The following is a 22,068-nucleotide window of genomic DNA, read 5'->3' as shown; positions in this document are numbered from 1 at the left end:
GCGACCGCAGTCGCCCGAAGTTTCAACCCTTTAGGGTCGATTTTCCCGGCCACGCACTTCGGCCAGCGCGGCCCGCAAATCGTTGGCCAGAACGGCAAATCCGGGAAACTCGTGCTCCAGGCGCCGCAGGTCGCCCCCCATGCGTCGCACCGCCGCCACCGCCTTTTCGGTTTCGAGCGCCAGCGTCGGGCGCGAGGTGCCGTAGACCCGCTCCTTCAACTCCGCGCGAGAAAACGGCTGGCGCGCGGTCTCCTGCCCCGCGATCCATGCCTCCTCCGTGACGGTTTCGTCGGAGCCGCACAGATACCACCCTTCCATCGCCGGCACCGCAATGCCGACGCCGCGCAACACCCGGTCCCGCCCGCGCGCCGGCGGCAGGTTTTTGGTCGCCTTGCGAAACACCGCGCGCAACTGGCAGACGCGACAGCCGGGGTGATGATCGTGTTCGCTGGTGTGCACCACCGAATCATCGGCATCGGCCACCACCACCAGCAGCTCCGCGTCGGTGCGAAAGTGCAGGTGCCGCACCACTGCCGGCAACACCTGCCGGACATTGGGCCAACCGCGCGCCCGCAGCGCCGGACGCACGCGCTGGATGCGTTGACCCAGCACGGTCTCCACCAGCACGGCGATGGCGGCTTCGTCGGCCGGCGATTCACTCAGCAAGGCGACTTTCATGAATCCTCGGGCACTCCCCCCAACAGACCGGCAAACCAGATGTCGCCCAAAGAGCCTTCCTCCAGGAGCTGGTCCAGGTCGGGATGATCCGCGAGCCGCGTGAAACTGGCCTCCCGCCCGCGTTTTTCGGCGATGACCACCTCTTCCGGATGATCCCGGAAAAGATCGAGCAGGTAGGGCGAGTGGGTGGTCGCAATCACCTGCACGGGCTCACGCTCGAGCCCATAATCCGACGGATAACTCAGGCGGTAGACCACGTCGCGCACCTGCCGCAACAACCGCGGATGCAGGCCGCGATCCAATTCTTCGATACAGATGATCGGTGCCGGCGCGGGTTCATGGGCGATCGCGCATAGGGCGAGCGCGTAGAGCGTGCCTTGCGAAAGCGAATCCGCCTCCACCCAATCCTGTTCATCGGTCAGCCGCAGCGCGACGGTCAGCCGACAGGACTCCGCTTCCTTCACCCGCAGGTCGTCGTATTCCGGGAACAGGCCCAGCGCCTCGTCATGAAACGCCTGATACGTCGCCGGCAGCGCCTCCCGCCAATGGCCAACCACGGTGGCTAGGTTGCCGCCGTTGCCGTGCACGGTGCGCCCGTCGGTCGGCAGGCTGGGCGCGGCGATCGCGTAATGATCGAGCAAATACACCTGCACCGCGCCGAGCCGGTCGCGCGCCGCCGGCCAACTGGCCGCGTCGCCATCGATCAAACGCAGGGCGTCGCAACGCCGATGTTCCCGGCAGTGCATGCTCACCGCGAGTGGACCGGGATGGGTCAATTGGAAGCGGATCTCGGGCCCCTCCGGCGCATCGGCTGGCGGTGGCTCGGTCGCGAGGGGCAGCGGCGCGAGGTTGCGCAGTTGCAGCACCGCTTGGATGAGACTGGTTTTGCCTGAACCGTTGGGGCCGACGATCAGGTTAAAGGGCGCCAATTCCAGCTGGGTGTGCCGCAGCGCCTTAAAACGGCGAAAGGTGACCGAGGTTATCACGCCGCCAAGATGCTCACGCCGCGCCCAAAGGCAACTGCCGCGTGTCAGCGCAGGTCGAGCGCACGGGAGAGCAGCCGCCCCAGTTCCGCGGTGCCGACATGGGCCAGCGAACCGTCGAGGTTGATCGCCTGCACGAGCGGTCGGTAACCCAGCGCGTCAGCCTCGCTCTCGACGAGGTTCAGCCGGGCCAGCATGTCGCCCACGTCTTCGCGGGCAGCCAATTGCAGGGTCAGCGCGAGCGGCGCGGTCCACCACGACATATCTTCGCTGTAGCGGATGGAGCCGTTGCCGAGCAGACGCAGGCCCGGCGAGATGACCGCCAGGTCGCGCAGCACCATGTTGCCGCCGGGTGCGCGGTTCACCTCCAGATTAAGTTGGTCAAAGCTCACCGCGGCCAGCCGTTCGGCCACGGTCGTGAGGGTCTGCAGTCGTTGGGCGCGCCGCCCCAAGGTTTCGTTGCCGGAGAGCGCCGCGAACAGGCCCCCCACTGCCGCGAGGGTGCGGCCGGTCTGCAGGTATTGCTCGACGTCCACTTGGAGCGCGCGCAGCACCCCACCCGCGCTCGTGACCCGAGCCTCCAGCGAGGCTTGGTCCATCAGATCCTGCAGGTCACTCGCCGCGCTGTTGAGCTGGGCGGTGAGGTTCAGGCGTCCTTCCAGAGTCGGCAATTGGGTCGGATCGATCACCCGCAGCAGCGCGCCCACATCGACGCTCTCCGCCGAGATCGCGCCGGTCGCCGCATAGGTCGCCGGCCGGTTGGCATCAAAATCGAGCCCGCCCTGCATCGTCACCGATCCACCACTGCCCACCTGCGCGCTCACGCTGTCCAGTTTCACTTCGAGCGCATCCAGCACGATGTCACCCCGCACGTTTTCCAGCACCATGCCGTTGGGCAGGGTCAACTCGCCCACCGCCGTCTTAAAGGTGCCTTGCCAGCCTGCCCAGATCGGACGCGTCGAGTCGGTCTGATCCGGCCCTGCCGGGGAAGCCTCGGCGCCCGGTGCCTCCGGCGCGGCCGCCACGATGAGGCCCAGGCCCTGCAGATCCGAAACGTAAGCCCGCGGACCGGTGAGGCTACCCTCCGCGAGCCAGCCTTCCGCCGACGGCTTGGCGCTCATGTTGAGGGTGAGGTCCGAAATCCGATCGTCTTGGGTAAATCGCATCGGCAAATGCGCTTCCAGCCCCCCATCGGGCAAGAGGTCGACCCGGCCATCGAGCTGCATTTCCGGCAGCGCCTGCCCGTCCGCCAAGGTGAGGTTCGTCACGGAGATGGCGGCCGCCAACGATACCCGTTCCTCGAGGCCGAGACCGAGTTCACCCGAAACGCGACCGGTTTCGAGCGCCAGACTGCCGGCCGCCAGCGGCACTCGTTGCAGCACGCGGAGATCGGACTCAAAATGGCCAGCCAGTTTAAGCACTTGGTTTTCCCGCCGCAGCTGACCGCCGCGCGCGCTGAGCAAGCCCAGGTAGCCGTCCGCATCGGAAACCTCCAAGCGATCGAGTTCCACCTGCCAACCGTCGCCGGTCACCTCCGCCCCGACACTAAGATTGAGGTCGATGCCTTCCAGCAAGGTGCGACCGTCCTCGGCCACGACGAGACCACGCACCGTCACGTCCTCCGAAGTCACCAGGCGCAGGCCATGACCGGTCACCAAACCCACCAGCGTCCCCTGAATCGCTTGGGCATCCAGCACCATCGGCTCCAACCACGGTTGGGCCCAAGCCGTCGGCAGGCCCATCAAATCGAGCGCAAAGACGGGTTCCTCGGGCTGCATGACCCGCACTTCATGGGTGTCGTGCGCTACCTCGACGCCCTGCAACAAGCGGAACGACAGCACCGGCGCCGCGCCTTCGAGCGTCGCCGTGAAGCGAGTGCAGCGGAGGTTGTTTTCCCGCAAATTCAGATCAAAGCCGATTTGCCCGCGCACCTCACCGATCGCGCTCAGCTCCGGCTGCACCATGTCCAAATCGCGCATCGTGTAATGCAGCTCGCCCGCGATCGCGCCCGTGCTCAAATCGGAACTGGCACTCAGCTCACCTTCGCCGCGCAGAGCGAACTCCGGCAACAGCTGGCCCAACATCAGACTCCCTGCCGACTCGTGGTCGAACCCGACCGCCCAGGTGCCCGCGAGGCCTTCGGCGCCGGCGGTTTGGGTCAGCTCGAGGTTGAGCAGTTGCACGCGTTCATCCCGCAGCGCGACGCTCGCCCGCGGCGCTTCTCCCAGATGCGAGAGCTCCGCTTCCAAGGTAAACCGGTCCGGCTCCGTGCGGTCCTCGCGGCGTCCCGCCAAATCGGCCGCCAAGCCCACCGCCCCCACCGTGCGAGCGTCTTCCATCGTCACCGCGATACGCGCGTCGATGGTCAATGATTGAATGCCGGCCGATGATGCCCGCGCGCCTTGAGCTTCCACCAACAGGGTAAAGTTGCCCTGCGCTCCGGCGGCCAAACCGCCGCCCTGCACTTTGACCTGCGCATGACCATCGGCCCCCGGACCGATGTCGCGCCAGCGGGCGCGGCCACTCAGGTCGACTCCGCCCAGCGCGACATCCACCGGCAGGCTTAGCGCCTCGAGGATTTGGTTCAGCGGACTGACGGTCACGGCACCGTCGCTCGTCGCCAGCAGCTGGGCGAAACCGCGCAGTCCCGCCGACCAATCTGCCGTCGCGGTCGCGGGTTCAGGCGGGTATGTCGTTTCGGTTCGCGCTACGGGCGTCGCACCGGGCTCGATCTGCAATTCCCAATCGTGGGCGACCAGACGGCCGACCCGCACGTCGTTAAACGCCAATCGCCACAACGGCAGCTCTGCCTCCACCTGAGGCACGCGCAGCACGACGCCGTCCTGGCGCAACAGCAGATTGTCCACCCGCACCGTGCTCCAACCGATGTCGACCTGCTCCAGCGAGGCGTCGAGGCCCGGTTGATCCGCGAGGATGCTCCGGGCGACGCGCGTCTGGAGGCTTGAGTTGAAAGCGAGCGCAACCAACACCACGGCCACGACGGCCAGCAGTGCGATGCCGATGAGGATTCCGCGTCGCCGAGTCATTGCTGAAGCTTGCTGGGTCCGACCTCAGCAAGCGGCGGAAGTTCTACGTCGCGATCAATTGGCGATCAATACGTCACTTTGACCAAGTGCCCGACGCAGGGCAGCGGCCGCGACGTTGTGGCTGTAGTTGGCCTGCAACTGATTGTTGCGCGCCTGCGTGAGGGCGACCTGGGCGGCGAGGAGCTCGAGCTGCGTGGCGGTGCCGGCCCCGTAACGGGCGTTGGCGAGGCGCAGGGCCTCCTCGGCCTGCTCCACCACCTTGACGGCGGCGTCGGCCAGCTCGGTGGCTTCGTTGAGCGCGGACACGGCGCGGCGGGCCTCCACTTCGACCGCCAGCGTGGCGTCTTCGAGCGAGAGTTGCGCCTGCTTCTGCTGCGAGAGCGCTTGCTCCACGCGGCCGCGCGTCGCCCGGCCATCCCAGATGGACCAGTTCGATTGCAAACCGATGGTCCAGCCATTGTAGGAGTCACCGAAGCTTTCCGAGAACGGGTTTTTGCGCACCTGGTATCCACCCACGAGGGACAAGTCCGGCAGGCGATCGGATTGGGCAATCTTCACGCCGGCGGCGCGGGCCTCGACGAGCTTGGTGAGGCGCACCAACTCGGGACGATTGGCGCGAGCCGTATCGATGGCGGCGGCGAGGTCGAAAGACACCGGCTCGATGTCGAGTTTACCCAAAAATTCGGGAATCGCGGCGACCTGCGAGCGGTCGGGATTATCGAACCCGAGGTAATAACGCAGCTGGTCGATGGAGATGCGCAGGGCGTTGCGGGCGCGGATGAGCGGGGGCTGGGCGTTGGCGAGTTCCACCTCGGCGCGCAGGACATCGAAGTTGGACACGGCGCCAGCTTCGAAGCGGTTGCGCGCGGTGGTGAGCTGCTCCTCGAGCAGTTGCACGTTCTGCTCCTGCACCTGGATCTGCTCCCGGGCGAGCAGCACGTCATAAAAGCTCGTGCGCACCTGCAGCAGCTGGTCGTTGATGATGGATTGCAGTTCGAGCAGCACGGTCTCGCGCACGATGCGTTGGGCATCGAGGGCCGCCTGCACGCCGCCGCCCGAGTAGAGCAGCTGGCGGGCTTGCAGGGTGATGTTCCAGTTCTGATCGCTGGCGCCGGCGGCGGAGAGGCTCTCGGCGTCGCGGGTGTAGCTGGAGTTGAGCGACACGTTGGGCAGGACCTGGGACTTCACCTCGAGGATGAGACCTTCCTGCTCGCGGATGCGCTCCCGGGCCTGGCGGATGGCGAAGTTGTTCTCCACCGCGTAGGTGATGGCGGTTTCCAGATCGAGCCGGTTGGGCATCGGCTGGGCGCCGGCCACCGCGGGCAGGAGCAGCGCCCCCACCGCCACGACAGCGGGGCGAATCAGAAAGGACGGGACAAATCGAAGAGGATTCATGGCGAACGAAAGGAACGGTGGATCAGGACTGAGCCGGGGCGGGTTCGCCGGCGGAGGCGGTATCGTCTGCATCTTCGTCTTCGACCACCGCGTGGCGGTGTTCGCTGGCGATCAACATGTAGAAGGCCGGCACCACGAAGAGGGTGAAGAACGTGCCCACGGCCATACCGACCACGAGCACCCAACCGATGCTGTTACGCGCGGCGGCACCGGGGCCATCGACGAAGATGAGCATCATGTGACCGAAGACCGTGGCGGCCGAAGTCATGAGCACCGGACGCAGACGGGTGGCGGCGGCGCGGCGGATGGCTTCCTTCTTCGCGACGCCCTGCTCCTGCAGCGCATTGGCGAACTCGACGATCAGAATACCGTTCTTGGCGATCAGGCCCACCAGGGTGATGAGACCGATCTGGGAATAGATGTTGAGCGACGTCTGCCAGAGGAAGATCGGCAACATCGCGCCCACCAAGGCCAGCGGCACGGAACCGAGCAGGATGATGAGCGGATCGCGGAAGGAGTTAAACTGGGCCGAGAGCACCAGGAAGATGAGGATGAGCGCGAGCAGACCGGCCTGCCAAAGGGCGTTGCCTTCCACACGCAGCTGACGGGACTGGCCACCGTAATCGATGGTGTAACCGGCCGGCAGAATCTCGCCGGCCTTTTGCTCCAGTTTGGTGAGAGCGGCATCGATGCTCGGACCGACGCCGGTGATCTTCACCGCGTTGAGCTGCTGGAAGCGGTTGAGCATTCGCGGCTCGACGGTGTCCTTCAGCGTGGCGATGGTCGACAAGGGGATGAGCTGGCCCTGCGGACCGCGGATACGGTAGTCGAGCAGCTGCTCGGGGTTGAGGCGTTGACCACGCTCGACCTGCGGGATGACGCGGTAGCTGCGACCGTCGTTGACGAAGCGATTGACGTAACCGCCACCAAGCATGGATCCGAGGTCACGGGCGACGTCGGTGAGGTTGAGGCCCATCGAGGCGACCTTGTCCTTGTCGATGTCGATGGTGGTTTGCGGCAGGTCGAACTTCAGGTCGCTGTCGGCGAAATAGAAGGTCGGCGCTCCCCCACCCGCATTGGCTTCGGTGTTGGCGTAGAGCACGAGCTCGTTGGCAAACTCCAGCATCTCATGGTGGTCGTCGGTGGAGCGAATAACGAACTCGATCGGGAACTGACCGCCGGCCGGCAGGGCGTCCGGAGTGTTGAGAATGGCGTTGGCGCCGGTGATCTTGGCGGCCTCGCTTTGCAGCGCGGCTTCGATCTCCATCACGCTGCGCTCTCGCTCGGACCACGGTTTGAGGATCATGCCGCCGAAACCGAAGTTGGGCGTCGTGATCTGGAAGGAGTTATCATACTCCGGCTGAGCTTCGTAGAACGCCTGCACCTGCTCGGTATAGCGCACGGCCTGCTCAATCGTCGCGGTGGGCGAACCGGAGAGAATGGTCATGAGCACGCCCTGGTCTTCCTTCGGGGCGAGTTCCTTCTGGGCAAACATGAAGAACGGCCCGAGCAGCAGCGCGAAGAGCACCGCCACCGTGAGCGTAACGGGGACTGCGTTCAGGCTGCCCCCGACCATCTTGTCGTAGCGGTTGCGCACGCGGTCGAAGACGCGGTTGATCACGCCGGTAAGACCCTTCTCTTCGGCGTCGCCGCCCTTGAGCATGTAGGCGCTCATCATCGGCGAGAGCGTCAGCGCGACGAAACCGGAAACGGCCACGGCGCCAGCGAGGGTGAAGGCAAACTCGCGGAACAGCGCGCCGGTCAGGCCGCCCTGGAAACCGATCGGCGCATAGACCGAGGCGAGTGTAATCGTCATCGAGATGACCGGCCCCACCAGTTCGCGCGCCCCTTGAATGGCGGCCTTGATCGGGGTCAGTCCCTCGCGGATGTGACGTTCCACGTTTTCCACCACGACGATGGCGTCGTCGACCACGATACCGACCGCCAGCACGATGGAGAGCAAGGTCAGCAGGTTGATGGTGAAGCCCATGATAAACATCACGAACATGGCGCCGATGAGCGAGAGCGGCATGGCCACGATCGGAATGATGACCGAGCGCAGGGAGCCCATGAAGAGGAAGATCACCACCATGACGACGAGCAGCGTCTCCATGAGGGTCGTGAGAATCTCGCGCAGGGCGTCGTTGATGTATTCAGTCGCATCATACGCCATCTCGGCTTCGAGACCGGCGGGCAGACTCGCCTGCACATCGGGGAACGCCTCGCGAACCCTCCGGATCACTTCCACGGTCGACTCCGTCGGCAGCACCCACACGCCCATGAAGGTGGCGGTTTTGCCGCCGAAGCGGACTTCGGCGTCGTAGCTCTCGGCGCCGAGTTCGACATCGGCCACATCGGACAAGCGCACGATCGCACCACCGTTTTGCGCCACCACCATGTCGCGGAATTCCTCGACGTTCTTGAGGTCGGTGTTGGCGACGAGACTCATGCGCAACAGGTTGCCCTTGGTGGAACCCACGGCGGACAAAGCGTTGTTGCTGGCCAGCGTCTGGCGCACCTCGGACGGGCTGAGTCCGCGGGCGGCCAGTTCATCCGGTTTGAGCCAGACGCGCATGGCGTAAACGCGGCCACCGAGAATGTCGGCGCGCTGCACGCCCGGGACGGCGGCGAGACGCGGCTGCACCATGCGGTTCAGATAATCGGTGATCTGGTTCTGGCTGAGCGTATCGGAGTAAAAGCTCAGATACATCGAAGCGAACTGGCTGTCGCTGGTCTCCACGCTGATGGTGGGCGACTCGGCCTCGGGCGGCAGCTCGTTGCGCACCTGGTCGATCTTGGCGGAGATCTGGGCCAGCGCAGCCGTCGTGTCGTAGTTGAGCCGCAGATACACCCGGATGGTGCTCATGCCGGCCATACTCTCGGACTCGATGTAATCGATGCCATCGGCGCTGGAGATGGCGCGCTCAAGCTGCGTGGTGATGTAGCCACGCACGGTATCGGCGCTGGCGCCGAAGTAGATGGTCGAGACATTGACCACCGCGCTGTCGCTGCGGGGATATTGTCGGGTATTGAGCTGGTTGTAGGAGACCAATCCCACCACCAGGATGGCGATGTTGACCACCAGCGCGATCACCGGCTTGCGCACGAAGAGATCGGTAAAGCTGCGTTTTAGCATGGCTGGAAAAGCGTCGGAAAGAAGCGGAAGCGGACGTCGAAATCAGTCGATCGGCGTGCTCAGGTATTGTCGGGTTGCGGGTCGATCGAGGCGTTGAGTTCGATCTCGTTGTTGATCTGGACCGGGAGGTGGTCGCGCAGTTTGAAGACGCCCGTGGAGGCGACTTCCTCGCCGCCTTCGAGTCCGCTGAGCACGGCGACCATGTCACCGCGCTTCACGCCGAGCGTAACCGGCTGCTGGCGCACCCCGAGGAATTCGGCGCCGTCTTCACCTTTCAGGGTTTCGACGACGAAGACCGAGTTGCCGTAGCTGGCGTAAGCGATGGCCGTGGTGGGCACGACCACCACCTCTTCGGCGTCCGGCAGGACCACCTCCAGCTGGGCAAACATGCCGGGACGCAGGCGCTCGGCCGGATTGGCCAGAGTGGCCTGCACCGCTACGTTGCGGGTGGCGGAATCCACCACCGGATTGATGGCGGTGATGGTGGCCTCGAAGACCTCATCGGGGAACGCGTCGACCATCACGTTGACGCTCTGGCCGAGGCCGACCTGCGGCAGTTGGCGCTGGGGCACGTAGAAATCGACGAAGACCTCATCCAACTTCTGCAGCGGCAGGAGCGGCGTGCCGCGGGACACATATTGGCCGAGGTTAACCATGCGAATGCCGACGCGACCGCTGAACGGCGCGCGAATCGCCTTCTTGGCGAGGGTGGCCTTGATCGCGGCAACGTCGGCCATGGACTGGGCATATTGGGCGACGGCGCTGTCGAGCTCGGATTGGCTGATAGTGTTTTTGCCAATGAGCTCCTTGGCGCGATTGCGCTGCAGACGCGCGAGCTCGGCACGGGCCTCGGCGGCCTCAAGCTGAGCGGTCTCGATGGTCGTATCGAGGGTGAGGAGCAGGTCGCCTTCCTTCACGGCGGCGCCGTTTTCCACCGGCAGAGACGTGATCGCCCCTTCCAGCTCGGCGCTGATGGTGACACCCTGCACCGGCGACAGCGTGCCGATGGAGTGGATGTAGGGGTGCCATTCCTGTTTCTCGGCAATAGCAGTGCTCACGGCGGTGGTCGGTTGGCCACCGGCCATACCCATCATTTCTTTGATTTGGGCCGCCTTGACGACGACGAGCGTCGCGACGACCGCGACAAAGCCGAGAATGGCGATAATGAATTTTTTGATCATGACTGGAGCTGGAAAAGAAGTGGTGATTAAAAAAAGTTAAACGGTCGAAGGCGGCGGCAGGTCCACAGCACCAGCAGCGGCGATGCCTTCCCGGAGTTTCATGATGAGGCGCAGGAGTTCCTCGCGCTCGGTCGCGTCCAAGGGCGCCATGATGGTGCCCACACGACGAAAATAACCTGGCAACACTTCGTTGGTGAAGGCCTCCCCCTTGGGCGTGACGTGCACCAACATCGCCCGACGATCACGCGGATCCGGCTCACGGCGCACATAACCGTCCTTCTCAAGCGTATCGATGAGACCGGTCATGGTGGCCCGAGTCACGCCGGCCATTTCGGCCAATTCGGCCGGACCGCGCGCGGGTGGTTCGGCTTCCCCTTCGTCGACCGCGGCGCTCAACAGCAACAAAACGGTGAACCGACCATTTGAAATGTTGTGTTGGTTCAAAAATGCCGACTTGATCGCGAAGAGTTCATCCGCCGAGCGGAGAAGATTCATAAATAGGCTTCCTGCAGCAGGATCCAAATCTGGAAACCGCTTGGAGCACTCGAGCAGACACTCGTAGCGCGGCAGGTCTTTCAGCATCAATAAAGGCATCACAAAGTGGGAAGGTGCCTGATAGTTAGCCGCCTAACTATTTCCGCAAGTCGTTTTGCGGCTTTTCCGCAAATTGTTTCATTTTGAACGATTGGACCGGTTGCACACGGCTGCCAATCACCCCGAGAATCGCTCGGCAAACCCGCTCCACCGCGTCACCGCCCCTGTCGCGATCTCCCAAACAAAGAGGGGAGCCCACCGCGGCGGACTCCCCTCACCCGATCAGAACCAACTAAACCGGGGAATTGTTTTACCAGGCGATCAGCCCAGCGACTGGACGGCGGCGACGACGTCGGCGGCGGTCATGCCGAGTTCCTTCATCACCACTCCACCCGGAGCACTGATGCCGAAACGGTCGATGCCGAGGACCTTGCCGTCGAGGCCGACGTATTGGGACCAGAGACCACTCACACCCGCCTCGATGGCGACACGCTTGCGGCAGCTGGACGGCAACACCTCTTCGCGGTATTCGGCCGACTGGCGCGCAAAGCGCTCGAAGCAGGGCACGGAAACCACACGGGCGGAACCACCGATCTTCTTGGCGGCGTCGATGACGTGCTGCAGCTCGGAACCGCTGGCGAGCAGGATGCAGCCCAGCTCTTCGGTTTCCTTCACCGCGACGTAGGCGCCCTTCTGGACCCCCTCGCGACGGGTCGCGACGTCGATCTCATTCTGGATCGGCATCGCCTGGCGGGTGAGCGACAGCATGGTCGGACCGTCACCACGGGAGAAAGCGGCGGCGAAAGCGCCGGCGACTTCCTCGGGATCACCCGGGCGGATGACGTCGAGGTTCGGGATCACGCGCAGACCGGAGACGGTTTCCACCGGCTGGTGGGTCGGACCGTCTTCACCGACGCCCACGGAATCGTGGGTGAAGATGTAAACCACCGGCAGACCGGAGAGGGCCGCCAGGCGGATGGACGGGCGGGCGTAGTCGGCGAAGACCATGAAGGTCGCGCAGGACGGGCGGAAAATGCCGTCGTAAGCGAGACCGTTGCACATGGCCGCCATGGCGTGCTCACGAATACCGAAACGGACGTTGCGACCGCCGCGGTTGGTCGGGTCGGTATCGCCGGCGTCGGCGATGTAGTTGAGCGTGGAACCGTGGAGGTCGGCGCTGCCCGAAATCATCAGCGGCATGGCCCCGGCGATCGGCTGGAGCACGTCGGCACCGGCCTTGCGGGTGGCGAGCTTGGCGTCGGCCGGGAAGGCCGGGATCTTGGCCAGCAGGTCGTCGGCCGAAATGTCGGCGCTGCGGCTCTCGAGGAGCGCGGCCTTTTCCGGGTTGGCTTCAGCCCAGGCCTTGTAGGTCTTCTTCCACTTGGAGAACTGGCGAGCGAGGCGCTTCTTGTGGGCGGCGAAATACTCGCGAACCTCGGGGCTCACGTAGAAGGTTTCGTCGGCCGGGAGGCCGAGGGAGGCGCGGGCGGAATCGGCAAACTTGGCGCCGCCTTCACCGTGGCCCTTAGCCGTGCCCTGCACCTCGGCAATACCCTTACCGATGATGGTCTTGGCGATGATGAGCTGCGGCTTGCCGGACTTGGCGCGTTTGGCCTTGGTGACTGCCTTGAGGATGGCCGCCAGATCGTGGCCGTCGGCCAGCGTGATCACATCCCAACCGATGGCTTTGAAGCGGGCGGCGGTGTTTTCGCTCTGAGTCTTCTCCGCCAGCGCGTCGAGAGTGACGTCATTGGAGTCGTAAATCAGCACGAGGTTATCGAGCTGATGATGGCCGGCGAAAGCCGCGGCCTCCATGGCAACGCCTTCCTGCATGCAGCCGTCACCGGCGAGGCAGATCACGTGGTGGTCAAAAATCGTGTAATCGGCGGTGTTGAAGCGCGACTCGGCCATCTTGCCGGAGAGCGCCAGACCCACGGCGTTAGCGATGCCCTGGCCCAGCGGGCCGGTGGTGCACTCGACGCCTGGGGTCTCGTGAAACTCGGGGTGACCGGGGGTCTTGGAGTGGAGCTGACGGAAGGACTTCACGTCCTCCAGCGACAGATCGTAGCCGCTCAGGTGGAGCCAGCTGTAGAGGAACATGGAACCGTGACCGGCGGAGAGGACGAAGCGGTCGCGGTTGAGCCAGCGCGGTTCGGCCGGATTGTGCACCAGGGCGTTCCCATAGAGAACAGCACCAATCTCGGCGGTGCCGAGGGGCAGGCCCAAGTGGCCGGAAGAGCACTTATGCACTGCATCAATGGCCAGCCCACGGGCTTGGTTCGCAGCGGCGGAGAGGATCTCGGTATTCAACTTCATGTAGTAGCGGGGAAAGCTTGGATGTTACCCAACCAAGGCTGGGCCCGCAAGACGACCCCCCCACTCCGCGTGGTGCAATACGGAAGTCCGGTCCAACGTGTGAAAAAGAAAAGGCGACCCAAAACGGGTCGCCTCAAATTGTAAAAAGCGGGTCGCTTTGACCCGGATTCCGCGCAAATGTTAAGCTTTTGCAGAATCGAAGCGCTTGGCCTTGATGGCCATAGCCGCCTTACCCTTGCGGTCGCGCAGATAGTAGAGACGGGCGCGCATCGGAACCGACTCACGATCGATCTCGATCTTGTCGATGTTCGGGCTGTTGAGCGGGAAAACGCGCTCGACGCCTTCGCCGTAGCTGATGCGACGGACGGTGAAGGACTCGTGGATGCCCCCGCCCTTGCGAGCGATGACGATACCCGCGAAGATCTGGATGCGCTCTTTGTCGCCCTCGCGCACCTTGGTGTGCACGCGGACACCATCGCCGACCTTGAAGGACGGGATGTCCGACTTCACTTGCGAAGCGGTGACCTCTTTAATGATGGGATTCATGACGGTTGGTTATTGAGTAAATCTGGACGGACTTGGCGGGTCTTCTCGATACGTTGCGCAAGACGCCACTTCTCGATTTCGCCGTGATTTCCCGAGAGCAAAACCTCTGGAACGGACTTACCTCGAAATTCGGCGGGGCGCGTGTATTGAGGAAAGTCGAGCAATTTGCCGGTGAAGGATTCGTGCGTCAATGACTTTTCCTCGCCCAATACTCCCGGGATGAAACGGGCCATCGCATCGATGAGCACCGCTGCCGGAAGTGTCCCATTGGTAAGGACATAGTCACCAATACTGATCTCCTGATCGATGACTTCATCACGGATCCGTTGATCAATTCCTTCATAATGGCCGCTCAGCAGGACCAAATGCTCCTGCTGCGAAAGCTCCTGCGCAATCTCTTGGCTGAAAGGGACCCCGTCCGGCGTGAGATAGATGCGGCGGCAGCCCGGGGACTGCAGCGCCTCAATGGCGGCGACCGCGGGTTCGGGTTTCAGGAGCATCCCGGCCCCACCGCCAAAGGGGCGGTCGTCGGCCGTGCGATGTTTGTCCGTGCACCAATCGCGCAAATCATGGACGTCGACCTGGAGGAGCTGCCGCTCCAAAGCCTTGCCGAGGATGCTTTCGGTCAGAAAGCCTTCCAGCATGCGAGGGAACAAGGTCAGCACATCGACACGCAGTGCCATGATCAGGAGGGCGGCGGGAGGAAGGGTTGAAGCTCGGGCTGAGTAAACAAAACCGCCCCGGACGAAGCCGGGGCGATGAAAAGGAAACGAATGTCGCTTATCGCTCGTTCGATCAGGCCTCGGCGGCGGCGTCGGCCTTGCGGGCCTGCTTGATCAGCGAGTTGGCGGTATCGGTCGGCTTGGCGCCTTGGCTGACCCAATAGTCAGCGCGTTCGACGTTGAGGGTGAGCTGCTCACCTTTGGCGCGGGGATTGTAGGTGCCGAGGATTTCGGTCGCCCGGCCGTCACGGCGGGAGCGAGCCTCCGCAACCACCACGTGGTAAACGGGTGCGTGCGTCGTGCCGATGCGGGAAAGGCGGATTTTGAGAGCCATGGAAGTGTTTCTAAAACGGTCTAGTTGCTTGCGAAAAGTTGAGGAATGCACCGGGCGACAAATGGCTTGTCAAGCCCCGACTCCCCGGAGTGTGCTCGACACTTTATGAAAGCCGGAATCGTCGGTCTGCCAAATGTGGGGAAGTCCACCCTCTTTAATGCTGTCACTCGCTCGCGCAAGGCGGAGGCAGCCAATTACCCGTTCTGCACGATCGACCCCAATGTGGGCGTCGTGACCGTGCCGGACGCCCGCCTGGGTGTGCTGCAGGAGATCGCGAAGACGCAGGTGGTCATCCCGGCCGCCGTCGAATTCGTCGACATCGCCGGTCTCGTCGCCGGTGCCTCCAAGGGCGAAGGCCTCGGCAACCAGTTCCTCGCCAACATCCGCGAGGTCGACGCCATCATCCACGTGGTGCGCTGCTTCGAGGACGACGACATCATTCACAACATGGGTTCGGTCGACCCGGTGCGCGACATCGAGGTCATCACCACCGAGCTCATCCTCGCCGACTACGAGGCGGTCACCAAGCGCGCCGAAAAATGCACCAAGAAGGCACGCGGCGGCGACAAGGAGGCTCAGGCCGAACTCGCCCTGCTCCAGCGCCTCGAGCCGCACCTCAACGAGGGTAAACCCGCCAACCTGCTCGAGGTCGACGAGGTCGAGGCCAAGCTCCTGCGCCTCTTCCAGCTCCTCAGCGCCAAGCCCGTGCTCTACGCCTGCAACGTCGCCGAGGACGATTTGGCCGACGCCAACGCCAATCCGTTTGTGCAAAAGGTGGCCGAGTTCGTGCGCACCCACCACGACGCCGCCTACGTGCCGATCAGCGCCAAGATCGAATACGAGCTCATCGACCTCTCTCCCGAGGAAGCCAAGGAGTTCCTCGCTGACTTCGGCGTGAACGACTCCGGCGTCTCCCTGCTCATCCGCGAGGCCTACGCCCTGCTCGGTCTGCAGACCTACTTCACTGCGGGCGAAAAGGAAGTGCGTGCCTGGACCATTCCGATCGGCTGCAAGGCCCCGCAGGCCGCCGGCGTCATCCACACCGATTTTGAAAAGGGCTTCATCAAGGCCGAGGTGGTCGCCTACGACGATCTCTCCTCGCTGGGCAGCGTGGCCGCCGCCCGCGACGCCGGCAAATACCGCCTCGAAGGCAAGGACTACGTCTTCAAGGACGGCGACGTCGCCGTCTTCCGCTTCTCCAAGTAAGCGCCCTGCCCCATCCGCCTCTCAACGCTTTGCCGCGCCGTCTCCCACCAAAGGAGGCGGCGCTTTGTTTTCCAGCAGTTCGATCTGCAGGATCAGGCTGCGCGGCAGATGAAACGGGTCCTTCACCGGCAACGCCACCGTGCCGCCAAAGGGCTTAAGATCACGCGTCAGTTTCTGGCGCCACTCGCCGTGCGACCAGTCGACATAGTGACGCCGACACCAGCGCCACAGCGCCTCGTAATTGTTTAGCCAATACGCGTCGCGCGTATCGTGCCACGCCAACAGGTTCGCCAACAGGGCCTCCGTTTGCGGCCACCACAACTTGGCCGACGCGAAGCCCCAGGCATCCTCCGCCACGGGTTGCCCCGACCCGTCCACCGCCAGCAGAAGCCCCCCACCCTGCGCAGCATCCCAGCCCAACTCCCAATGACGCCGCACGCACTGCCAGATGCGTTGCGGCGACACGCCACCGTCGCCCCACGCCCCCCGGATCAGCCGCTGGAACCACATGCCCTCGATCACGTGCCCCGGGACGGTCACTTCACCACCAGGCCCGTCGCCCTTGCCCCCGCCCACGCGCGTCGTCTCCAAAACCCGATCTTCCGTCGGATCATAAAACTCCATCCAAACCTGATCCGCCAATCGCCGCGCTTCCTGAGCATATTCCGCGCCTCCCCCGGCAGCCGCAAGCACCGCAAGTTTGAGGGAAAAAATCATGGGCACACCGTGCGGTTGATGTCCGGCCGGCACCGGATACGGAAAGTGCGGCCAAGTGTGCGGCGCGTTCCCCAACCGTTGCATCACCGCTGCCGCGGTGCGCTGAGCCAACTGCAGCCAATGCGCTTCGCCAGTGGCGACCGCCAACTCACTGAGCCCGTAGATCGCAAAGGCATCGACGTAGATGCTTTCGTGGCCCCGCAGCACCCGACCGTCCGCCGAAACCAATAACGCCCAACCCTGCTCCTCCTCCAGCCAACCGTAACGTTCGCAAAACGCCGCAATCCGTCGTGCCCGTTCGAGCCAAATTTCACGTCGGTCGATGCTGTGCCAAATACGCACACACACCCAGACCGCGCGCCACTGGCTCCACAACCAACGGTCACCGGAGACCACTTGGCCATCGTCCGCGACACAGGTGGGTAGGCCTCGGTTTCCGTCCCCCCACAACGGCTCCCAATACGGCAAGACCTGCTGAGTGAGATGCTCTCGCAACCAGGCAGCCATGCAGTCACCGCTCCCTTCTCGCAGCGCGGCCAGCCCTGCTTCGAATCGCGATTCATCTTCCGGCTTCGAGCTCACCATTGGCTCACCACGACGACGGCCGCACCACATAGCCAGCTTCAAACGACGGCTCTTTGCTGGATGAAATTTCAGCCTCTTCAACCCTGACCGCGACCGTATCCAACTACCGAATACCCCCTTCGCACCACGAGTGAAATTTCATTCGTAAAAATGCAATTTTCACCCTCTTTGCCCTCGCCGCGTCGCCGTCGTTCCGCTCTCTCCTACCTCACCGATGAGTCCCACTTCCGACCCTTTGATTCGACTCTATCCCGATCGTCCCGCCGCTGCCGCGGCCGCCGCCCACCACGCCGCCGGGATCATTCGCCAAGCCATCGCTGATCGCGGCTTCGCCCGCATCGTCGCCGCGACGGGAGCCTCCCAAATGGAATTTGTGGCCGCGCTCGTCGCGGCCCCCGATATCGATTGGACCAAGGTGGAAATGTTTCACCTCGACGAATACGTCGGTCTCTCGATTGACCATCCTGCGAGTTTTCGCCGCTACCTGTTGGACCGCCTGATCAAGCCGACCGGCATCACGCGCTACCACTTGCTCGATGGTGAATCCGATCCGGACGAAACCGCCCGCCGCGTGGGTGCCGAGCTGCAGTCCGCGCCGATCGACGTCGCCTTTGCCGGCATTGGTGAGAACGGCCACGTGGCCTTCAACGACCCGCCCGCCAATTTTGACGCCGAGGAACCGTATCTCGTGGTCGACCTCGACGAAGGTTGCCGTCGCCAACAACTCGGCGAGGGCTGGTTCCCCACCCTCGAAGCGGTGCCGCAGCGTGCCATCACGATGTCGCCACAACAGCTTCTGCGTATCAACCAAGTCATTACACTGGTCCCTGACGAACGCAAAGCCGCCGCCGCTCAACGCTGTCTCGAAGGCCCGATTTCTCCGGACGCCCCGGCCTCGATCCTGCGCCGCCACCCGGGCAATCACTTCTACTTTGATGAAGGCGGCGCGTCACGCCTCAGTCCGGCTTATCGGGCTGCCCACGTCGTGGCGGGAAGCGACTCATGATCCAGTCGCTCCCGGGTTTGTTCGATCTGCAGGTCAACGGCTTTGCCGGCGTTGACTACAATCGCGCCGACATCTCCGCGGAGGATCTGCACGCTTCCTTCGTCGCGATGCGGGCCACCGGAGTGACCCGCTGCCTGCCGACGCTCATCACCTCGTCCTTTGATCACTTCGCCGCCTGCGCGCGAAAGCTGGTGCGATGCGACAGTCCGTTGATCGCCGGCCTGCACATGGAGGGTCCCTACTTTTCGCCGCACGACGGACCGCGCGGCGCCCACCCGCTGGCGCATGTCATCGCCCCATCAATTGAGGACTTTCAACGCCGCCAGGACGTGGCCGAAGGGCACATCCGCCTGGTCACCCTCGCGCCCGAAACCGACGGGGCGTTGCCGCTCATCGAGTATCTGGTCGAACACCAGGTGCTGGTCGCCATCGGTCATTCCGCCGCCGATGCCGCGTGTATCCACGACGCGGTGACGGCAGGCGCCCGACTCTCCACCCATCTGGGCAACGGTTGCCACGGCACGATGGACCGGCATCGCAACGTGCTCTGGCCGCAGCTCGCCGACGACCGACTGACCGCCAGTCTCATTGCCGATGGATTCCACCTCCCCGACGACGTGTTGCGCGCCATGCTCAAAGCCAAGGGCGTCGAGCGTTCGATCTTGGTGACCGACGCCATGTGCGGCGCCGCCGCCCCACCCGGCTCCTATACCTTGGGTGACATCGTAGCCGAGGTGGATGCCAACGGGCGCGTCTCCCAACCGCCCGCCGGCAATCTCGCCGGTTCGGCCCTCACCATGGATCGCGCCGTCACCCACGCCATGCGCGTGGGTGGACTCTCCTTGGCCGATGCCTGGGCCTGTGGTTCGACCCGCCCCGCCGCACTCCTGCAAATGCCCGCCCCTCCGCCCATCGACGTGGAGTGGGAGGAATCGTCCCACCAACTCACCATCCTGCCGCCCACCACCTGATCCCTCCTTGCTGCCCATGTCCCGTCTCAAGATCCCCGGCCTGCGCTGGTATATCGTCATCATGCTCTGCCTCGCATCGGAGCTCAACTACCTCGACCGGCAGACGCTCTCCGTGCTGGCGCAGACCATCCAGGATGAGCTCGGCATTACCGACATCGACTACGCCAACATCACCTCGGCCTTCCTGCTCAGCTACACCGTGATGTATGCGGTCTGCGGCCGGTTGGTGGATGTGCTCGGGAGCCGTTGGTCCTTCCTCATTTTTGTCTCGGGCTGGTCGGTCGCCAACATGCTGCACGCGTTCGCTCGCACCGCGGCGCAGTTCTCCGTGTGCCGCTTCCTCTTGGGCGCGGCCGAGCCGGCGAGTTTTCCGGCCGGCATTCGGGCCGTGACCGAGTGGTTTCCGCTTAAAGAGCGCGCCATGGCCGTGGGTATTTTCAACGCCGGCACGGCGGTCGGGGCGGGTCTGGCGGCACCGCTTGTCTCGTGGATCGCGCTGACCTGGGGCTGGCGCTACGCCTTCATCGTCGGCGGTGTTCTCGGTCTGATTTGGGTGGCGGTCTGGGCCGTCGTTTTCCGCCTGCCCCGGCAACATCAGTGGCTCAAGGCGGCCGAGCTGGCGCACATCGAGTCCGACAACGACAGCCGTTCCGACGAGCCGAAGAAACCAGCCATCCCCATCCGCACCCTGCTCTCCGACCGGCGCGTGTGGGGCTGTATCGCGGCGCGCATGCTGACCGACCCGATCTCCTACTTCTTCATCTTTTGGACGCCCAAGTTCCTGCAACAGGAGCGCGGCTTCGACCTCGCGAGCGTCGGCAAATACGGCTGGATCCCCTTCGTGGCCCTCGCCCTGGGTAACCTGACGGGCGGTGGTTTCCCGGGCTGGTTGATCCGGCGCGGTTGGACGCTGAACAAGGCCCGCAAAACGACCATGTTCATCGCCTCCTGCACCATGCCGGTCGCGTTGCTGTCGATCATAACGCTCCCGTCAGCCGCTGCGGCCGTGGGCATGATCAGTGTGGCGATGTTCGCGCACGCGGCCTGGGCCAACATGACCTTGCCGGCGGAGGTGTTTCCGAAACACGTGGTGGGCTCGGTGACGGGCTTTGCCGGCGCTTTTGGCGGTATCGCCGGTATCGTGACGCAACAGGCGATCGGCTGGACGGTGGAAAACGTGTCCTTCACGCCGGTGTTTGTCGCCAGCGGGGTCATGCACCTGTCGGCCCTCGCGTTGGTGAGCTGGTTGGTCGGCAACCTCGGCGAGGTCAGCACCCCGGGTCAGCCGCGCACGGGGCAGATCTCGGCCTGAGATCGAGATACAAAAAAAGGGCGGACGCCACGCGTCCGCCCCGGGGAAAGTTGCTGAAGAGTGTCGAACCGGTGGCTCAGAGCTCGAAGCCGTGCGGGATGGTGACGCCCTTGGGCACCACCAATACACCGTCGCGAATCACCACGCCGTGCTGGTAAACGCCGTCCTGCTTGCCTTCCGGCGAGAGGACCACGCGGTCACCGATGCGGGTATTCTTGTCGATGATGGAGCCCTTGATGCGGCAATCGTGCCCCAACCCCAGATGCGGGATGCTGGCAGCCTCGTTGCGCTTGGCGTCCTCGGCTGTCTCGTAGCTGTCGGAGCCCATCATCACGACCTCTTCCAACTGGCAGCCGGAGCGCACGAAGGAGCGCGGGCTGAACACGGAGCGCCGGATCGAGCAGCTCTCGATGATGCAACCGTCGCCGATCACCACGTTGTGGAAGGTGCACTCATTGACCTTGGACGGCGGCAGGGCGCGGTTGTGGGTGTAGATCGGCGCATCCTCGTCGAAGAAGTCGAAAGGCGGCAGCGGATCGGTGATGGCGAGGTTGGTCTCGAAAAAGGCCTGCACCGTTCCGATGTCCTCCCAATAGCCCTCGAAGGCGTAGGCGTTGAGCTGCTTCTCGCCGAGGAGGCTCGGGATGACCTCTTTGCCAAAGTCGGTCATGTCGTTGGCAAGGGCTTCATCGAGCGCCTTGCGGTTGAAAACATAGATACCCATCGAAGCCAGGCAGCGCTTCTCGGTCGGGTTGGCGTTACCGAGCTTCTTTTCGAGCTCCTCGCCCATCGCGAGGCTGTCGATGACAGCGGGGTCCTTCGGCTTTTCGGCGAACTTCTGGATCTTCAGGTCGTCGTCGACGCCCATGAGGCCCAGACCCTCGATCTTGGAGACCGGGATTGGCATGGCGGCGATGGTCACCTCGGCGCCGGTCTTGGCGTGCTCCTCGATGATCTTTGAGAAGTCCATGCGGTAGAGCTGGTCGCCCGAGAGGATGAGCACGTAGTCGTGTTCCTCGTTGCGCAGATGCTGCAGGTTGCGTCGCACCGCGTCGGCCGTGCCCTGATACCAGTCGTTGGTCTTTTCGGTCTGCTCGGCCGAGAGGATATCCACAAAACCACCGCCGAACGGATCGAAGTGGTAGGTATTCTGAATGTGGCGGTGCAGCGACGCGGTGTGAAACTGCGTCAGAATAAAGATGCGGTTGATGCCCGAGTTGATGCAGTTGCTGATCGGGATATCGACCAAGCGGTATTTGCCGGCCAGAGGCACGGCAGGCTTGCACCTTTCGGTGGTGAGGGGATGGAGGCGGGTGCCGCGGCCGCCGCCCATGACGACTGCGACCACTTTCTTACTAGAGCTCATGCTTTTCGGAGGGAGGGAGGGGTTCAAATGCCT

At 63.8% G+C, this 22,068-nt stretch carries 17 protein-coding genes; 4 read left to right on the top strand and 13 right to left on the bottom strand.

Annotated elements, in window-relative coordinates; all coding sequences use genetic code 11:
• Window positions 1–30: 30 nt before the first annotated feature.
• The 11 genes from K1X11_RS23365 to rpsP form a co-directional block, all read right to left on the bottom strand.
• Entirely contained in the window at window positions 31–678 is a 648-nt protein-coding gene (locus tag K1X11_RS23365) for a hypothetical protein (RefSeq protein WP_221030080.1), read from the bottom strand.
• Window positions 675–1,664 carry an AAA family ATPase gene (locus tag K1X11_RS23360; protein ID WP_221030081.1) on the bottom strand — a complete coding sequence of 330 codons (990 nt, stop codon included), beginning with the start codon at window positions 1,662–1,664 and terminating at the stop codon, window positions 675–677. Before K1X11_RS23360 ends, K1X11_RS23365 begins: the two co-directional genes overlap by 4 nt.
• Before the next feature lie 44 nt (window positions 1,665–1,708).
• Entirely contained in the window at window positions 1,709–4,708 is a 3,000-nt protein-coding gene (locus K1X11_RS23355) for a hypothetical protein (protein ID WP_221030082.1), read from the bottom strand.
• Between the two features lie 54 nt (window positions 4,709–4,762).
• Complete coding sequence (locus tag K1X11_RS23350) at window positions 4,763–6,103, bottom strand: TolC family protein (RefSeq protein ID WP_221030083.1); 1,341 nt, start codon at window positions 6,101–6,103, stop codon at window positions 4,763–4,765.
• Window positions 6,104–6,125: 22 nt separating this feature from the next.
• A complete protein-coding gene (locus tag K1X11_RS23345; protein ID WP_221030084.1) occupies window positions 6,126–9,239 on the bottom strand; it encodes an efflux RND transporter permease subunit in 3,114 nt (1,037 codons plus the stop codon).
• A 59-nt stretch (window positions 9,240–9,298) separates the two neighbouring features.
• Complete coding sequence (locus K1X11_RS23340; protein WP_221030085.1) at window positions 9,299–10,420, bottom strand: efflux RND transporter periplasmic adaptor subunit; 1,122 nt, start codon at window positions 10,418–10,420, stop codon at window positions 9,299–9,301.
• A gap of 36 nt (window positions 10,421–10,456) precedes the next feature.
• Window positions 10,457–10,915: a MarR family winged helix-turn-helix transcriptional regulator gene (locus K1X11_RS23335; protein WP_221030086.1), complete on the bottom strand. Its 459-nt coding sequence runs from the start codon at window positions 10,913–10,915 to the stop codon at window positions 10,457–10,459.
• 360 nt (window positions 10,916–11,275) lie between these two features.
• Complete coding sequence (gene tkt, locus K1X11_RS23330) at window positions 11,276–13,270, bottom strand: transketolase (RefSeq protein ID WP_221030087.1); 1,995 nt, start codon at window positions 13,268–13,270, stop codon at window positions 11,276–11,278.
• 180 nt (window positions 13,271–13,450) lie between these two features.
• On the bottom strand, window positions 13,451–13,816 hold the full coding sequence (gene rplS / locus K1X11_RS23325; protein WP_221030088.1) for a 50S ribosomal protein L19: 366 nt from the start codon (window positions 13,814–13,816) through the stop codon (window positions 13,451–13,453).
• Window positions 13,813–14,499: a tRNA (guanosine(37)-N1)-methyltransferase TrmD gene (gene trmD, locus K1X11_RS23320; RefSeq protein ID WP_221030089.1), complete on the bottom strand. Its 687-nt coding sequence runs from the start codon at window positions 14,497–14,499 to the stop codon at window positions 13,813–13,815. The genes rplS and trmD overlap by 4 nt, the downstream gene beginning before the upstream one ends.
• Window positions 14,500–14,611: 112 nt before the next feature.
• Window positions 14,612–14,872: a 30S ribosomal protein S16 gene (rpsP, locus tag K1X11_RS23315; protein ID WP_221030090.1), complete on the bottom strand. Its 261-nt coding sequence runs from the start codon at window positions 14,870–14,872 to the stop codon at window positions 14,612–14,614.
• Between the two features lie 105 nt (window positions 14,873–14,977).
• Between rpsP and ychF the strand changes: the two genes are divergently transcribed.
• Window positions 14,978–16,078 (top strand): redox-regulated ATPase YchF, encoded by a 1,101-nt coding sequence (gene ychF, locus K1X11_RS23310; RefSeq protein WP_221030091.1) that lies wholly within the window; start codon window positions 14,978–14,980, stop codon window positions 16,076–16,078.
• A 21-nt stretch (window positions 16,079–16,099) separates the two neighbouring features.
• Here ychF and K1X11_RS23305 read toward each other — a convergent pair whose 3' ends face one another.
• Window positions 16,100–17,302 carry an AGE family epimerase/isomerase gene (locus tag K1X11_RS23305; RefSeq protein WP_221030092.1) on the bottom strand — a complete coding sequence of 401 codons (1,203 nt, stop codon included), beginning with the start codon at window positions 17,300–17,302 and terminating at the stop codon, window positions 16,100–16,102.
• 292 nt (window positions 17,303–17,594) lie between these two features.
• Between K1X11_RS23305 and K1X11_RS23300 the strand changes: the two genes are divergently transcribed.
• The 3 genes from K1X11_RS23300 to K1X11_RS23290 are packed head-to-tail and all read left to right on the top strand — an operon-like array spanning window position 17,595 to window position 20,669.
• Entirely contained in the window at window positions 17,595–18,386 is a 792-nt protein-coding gene (locus K1X11_RS23300; protein WP_221030093.1) for a 6-phosphogluconolactonase, read from the top strand.
• Window positions 18,383–19,357: an N-acetylglucosamine-6-phosphate deacetylase gene (locus K1X11_RS23295; RefSeq protein ID WP_221030094.1), complete on the top strand. Its 975-nt coding sequence runs from the start codon at window positions 18,383–18,385 to the stop codon at window positions 19,355–19,357. The genes K1X11_RS23300 and K1X11_RS23295 overlap by 4 nt, the downstream gene beginning before the upstream one ends.
• A gap of 16 nt (window positions 19,358–19,373) precedes the next feature.
• Window positions 19,374–20,669: an MFS transporter gene (locus K1X11_RS23290; RefSeq protein WP_221030095.1), complete on the top strand. Its 1,296-nt coding sequence runs from the start codon at window positions 19,374–19,376 to the stop codon at window positions 20,667–20,669.
• Between the two features lie 76 nt (window positions 20,670–20,745).
• Here K1X11_RS23290 and K1X11_RS23285 read toward each other — a convergent pair whose 3' ends face one another.
• Window positions 20,746–22,035 carry a glucose-1-phosphate adenylyltransferase gene (locus tag K1X11_RS23285; RefSeq protein WP_221030096.1) on the bottom strand — a complete coding sequence of 430 codons (1,290 nt, stop codon included), beginning with the start codon at window positions 22,033–22,035 and terminating at the stop codon, window positions 20,746–20,748.
• Between the last annotated feature and the right edge of the window lie 33 nt (window positions 22,036–22,068).

This window comes from Actomonas aquatica (assembly GCF_019679435.2).
GTDB classification, from domain to species: Bacteria; Verrucomicrobiota; Verrucomicrobiia; order Opitutales; family Opitutaceae; genus Actomonas; species Actomonas aquatica.
The sequence above is the reverse complement of the archived record's forward strand: the minus strand, read 5'-3'. Positions and strand labels throughout refer to the sequence as shown.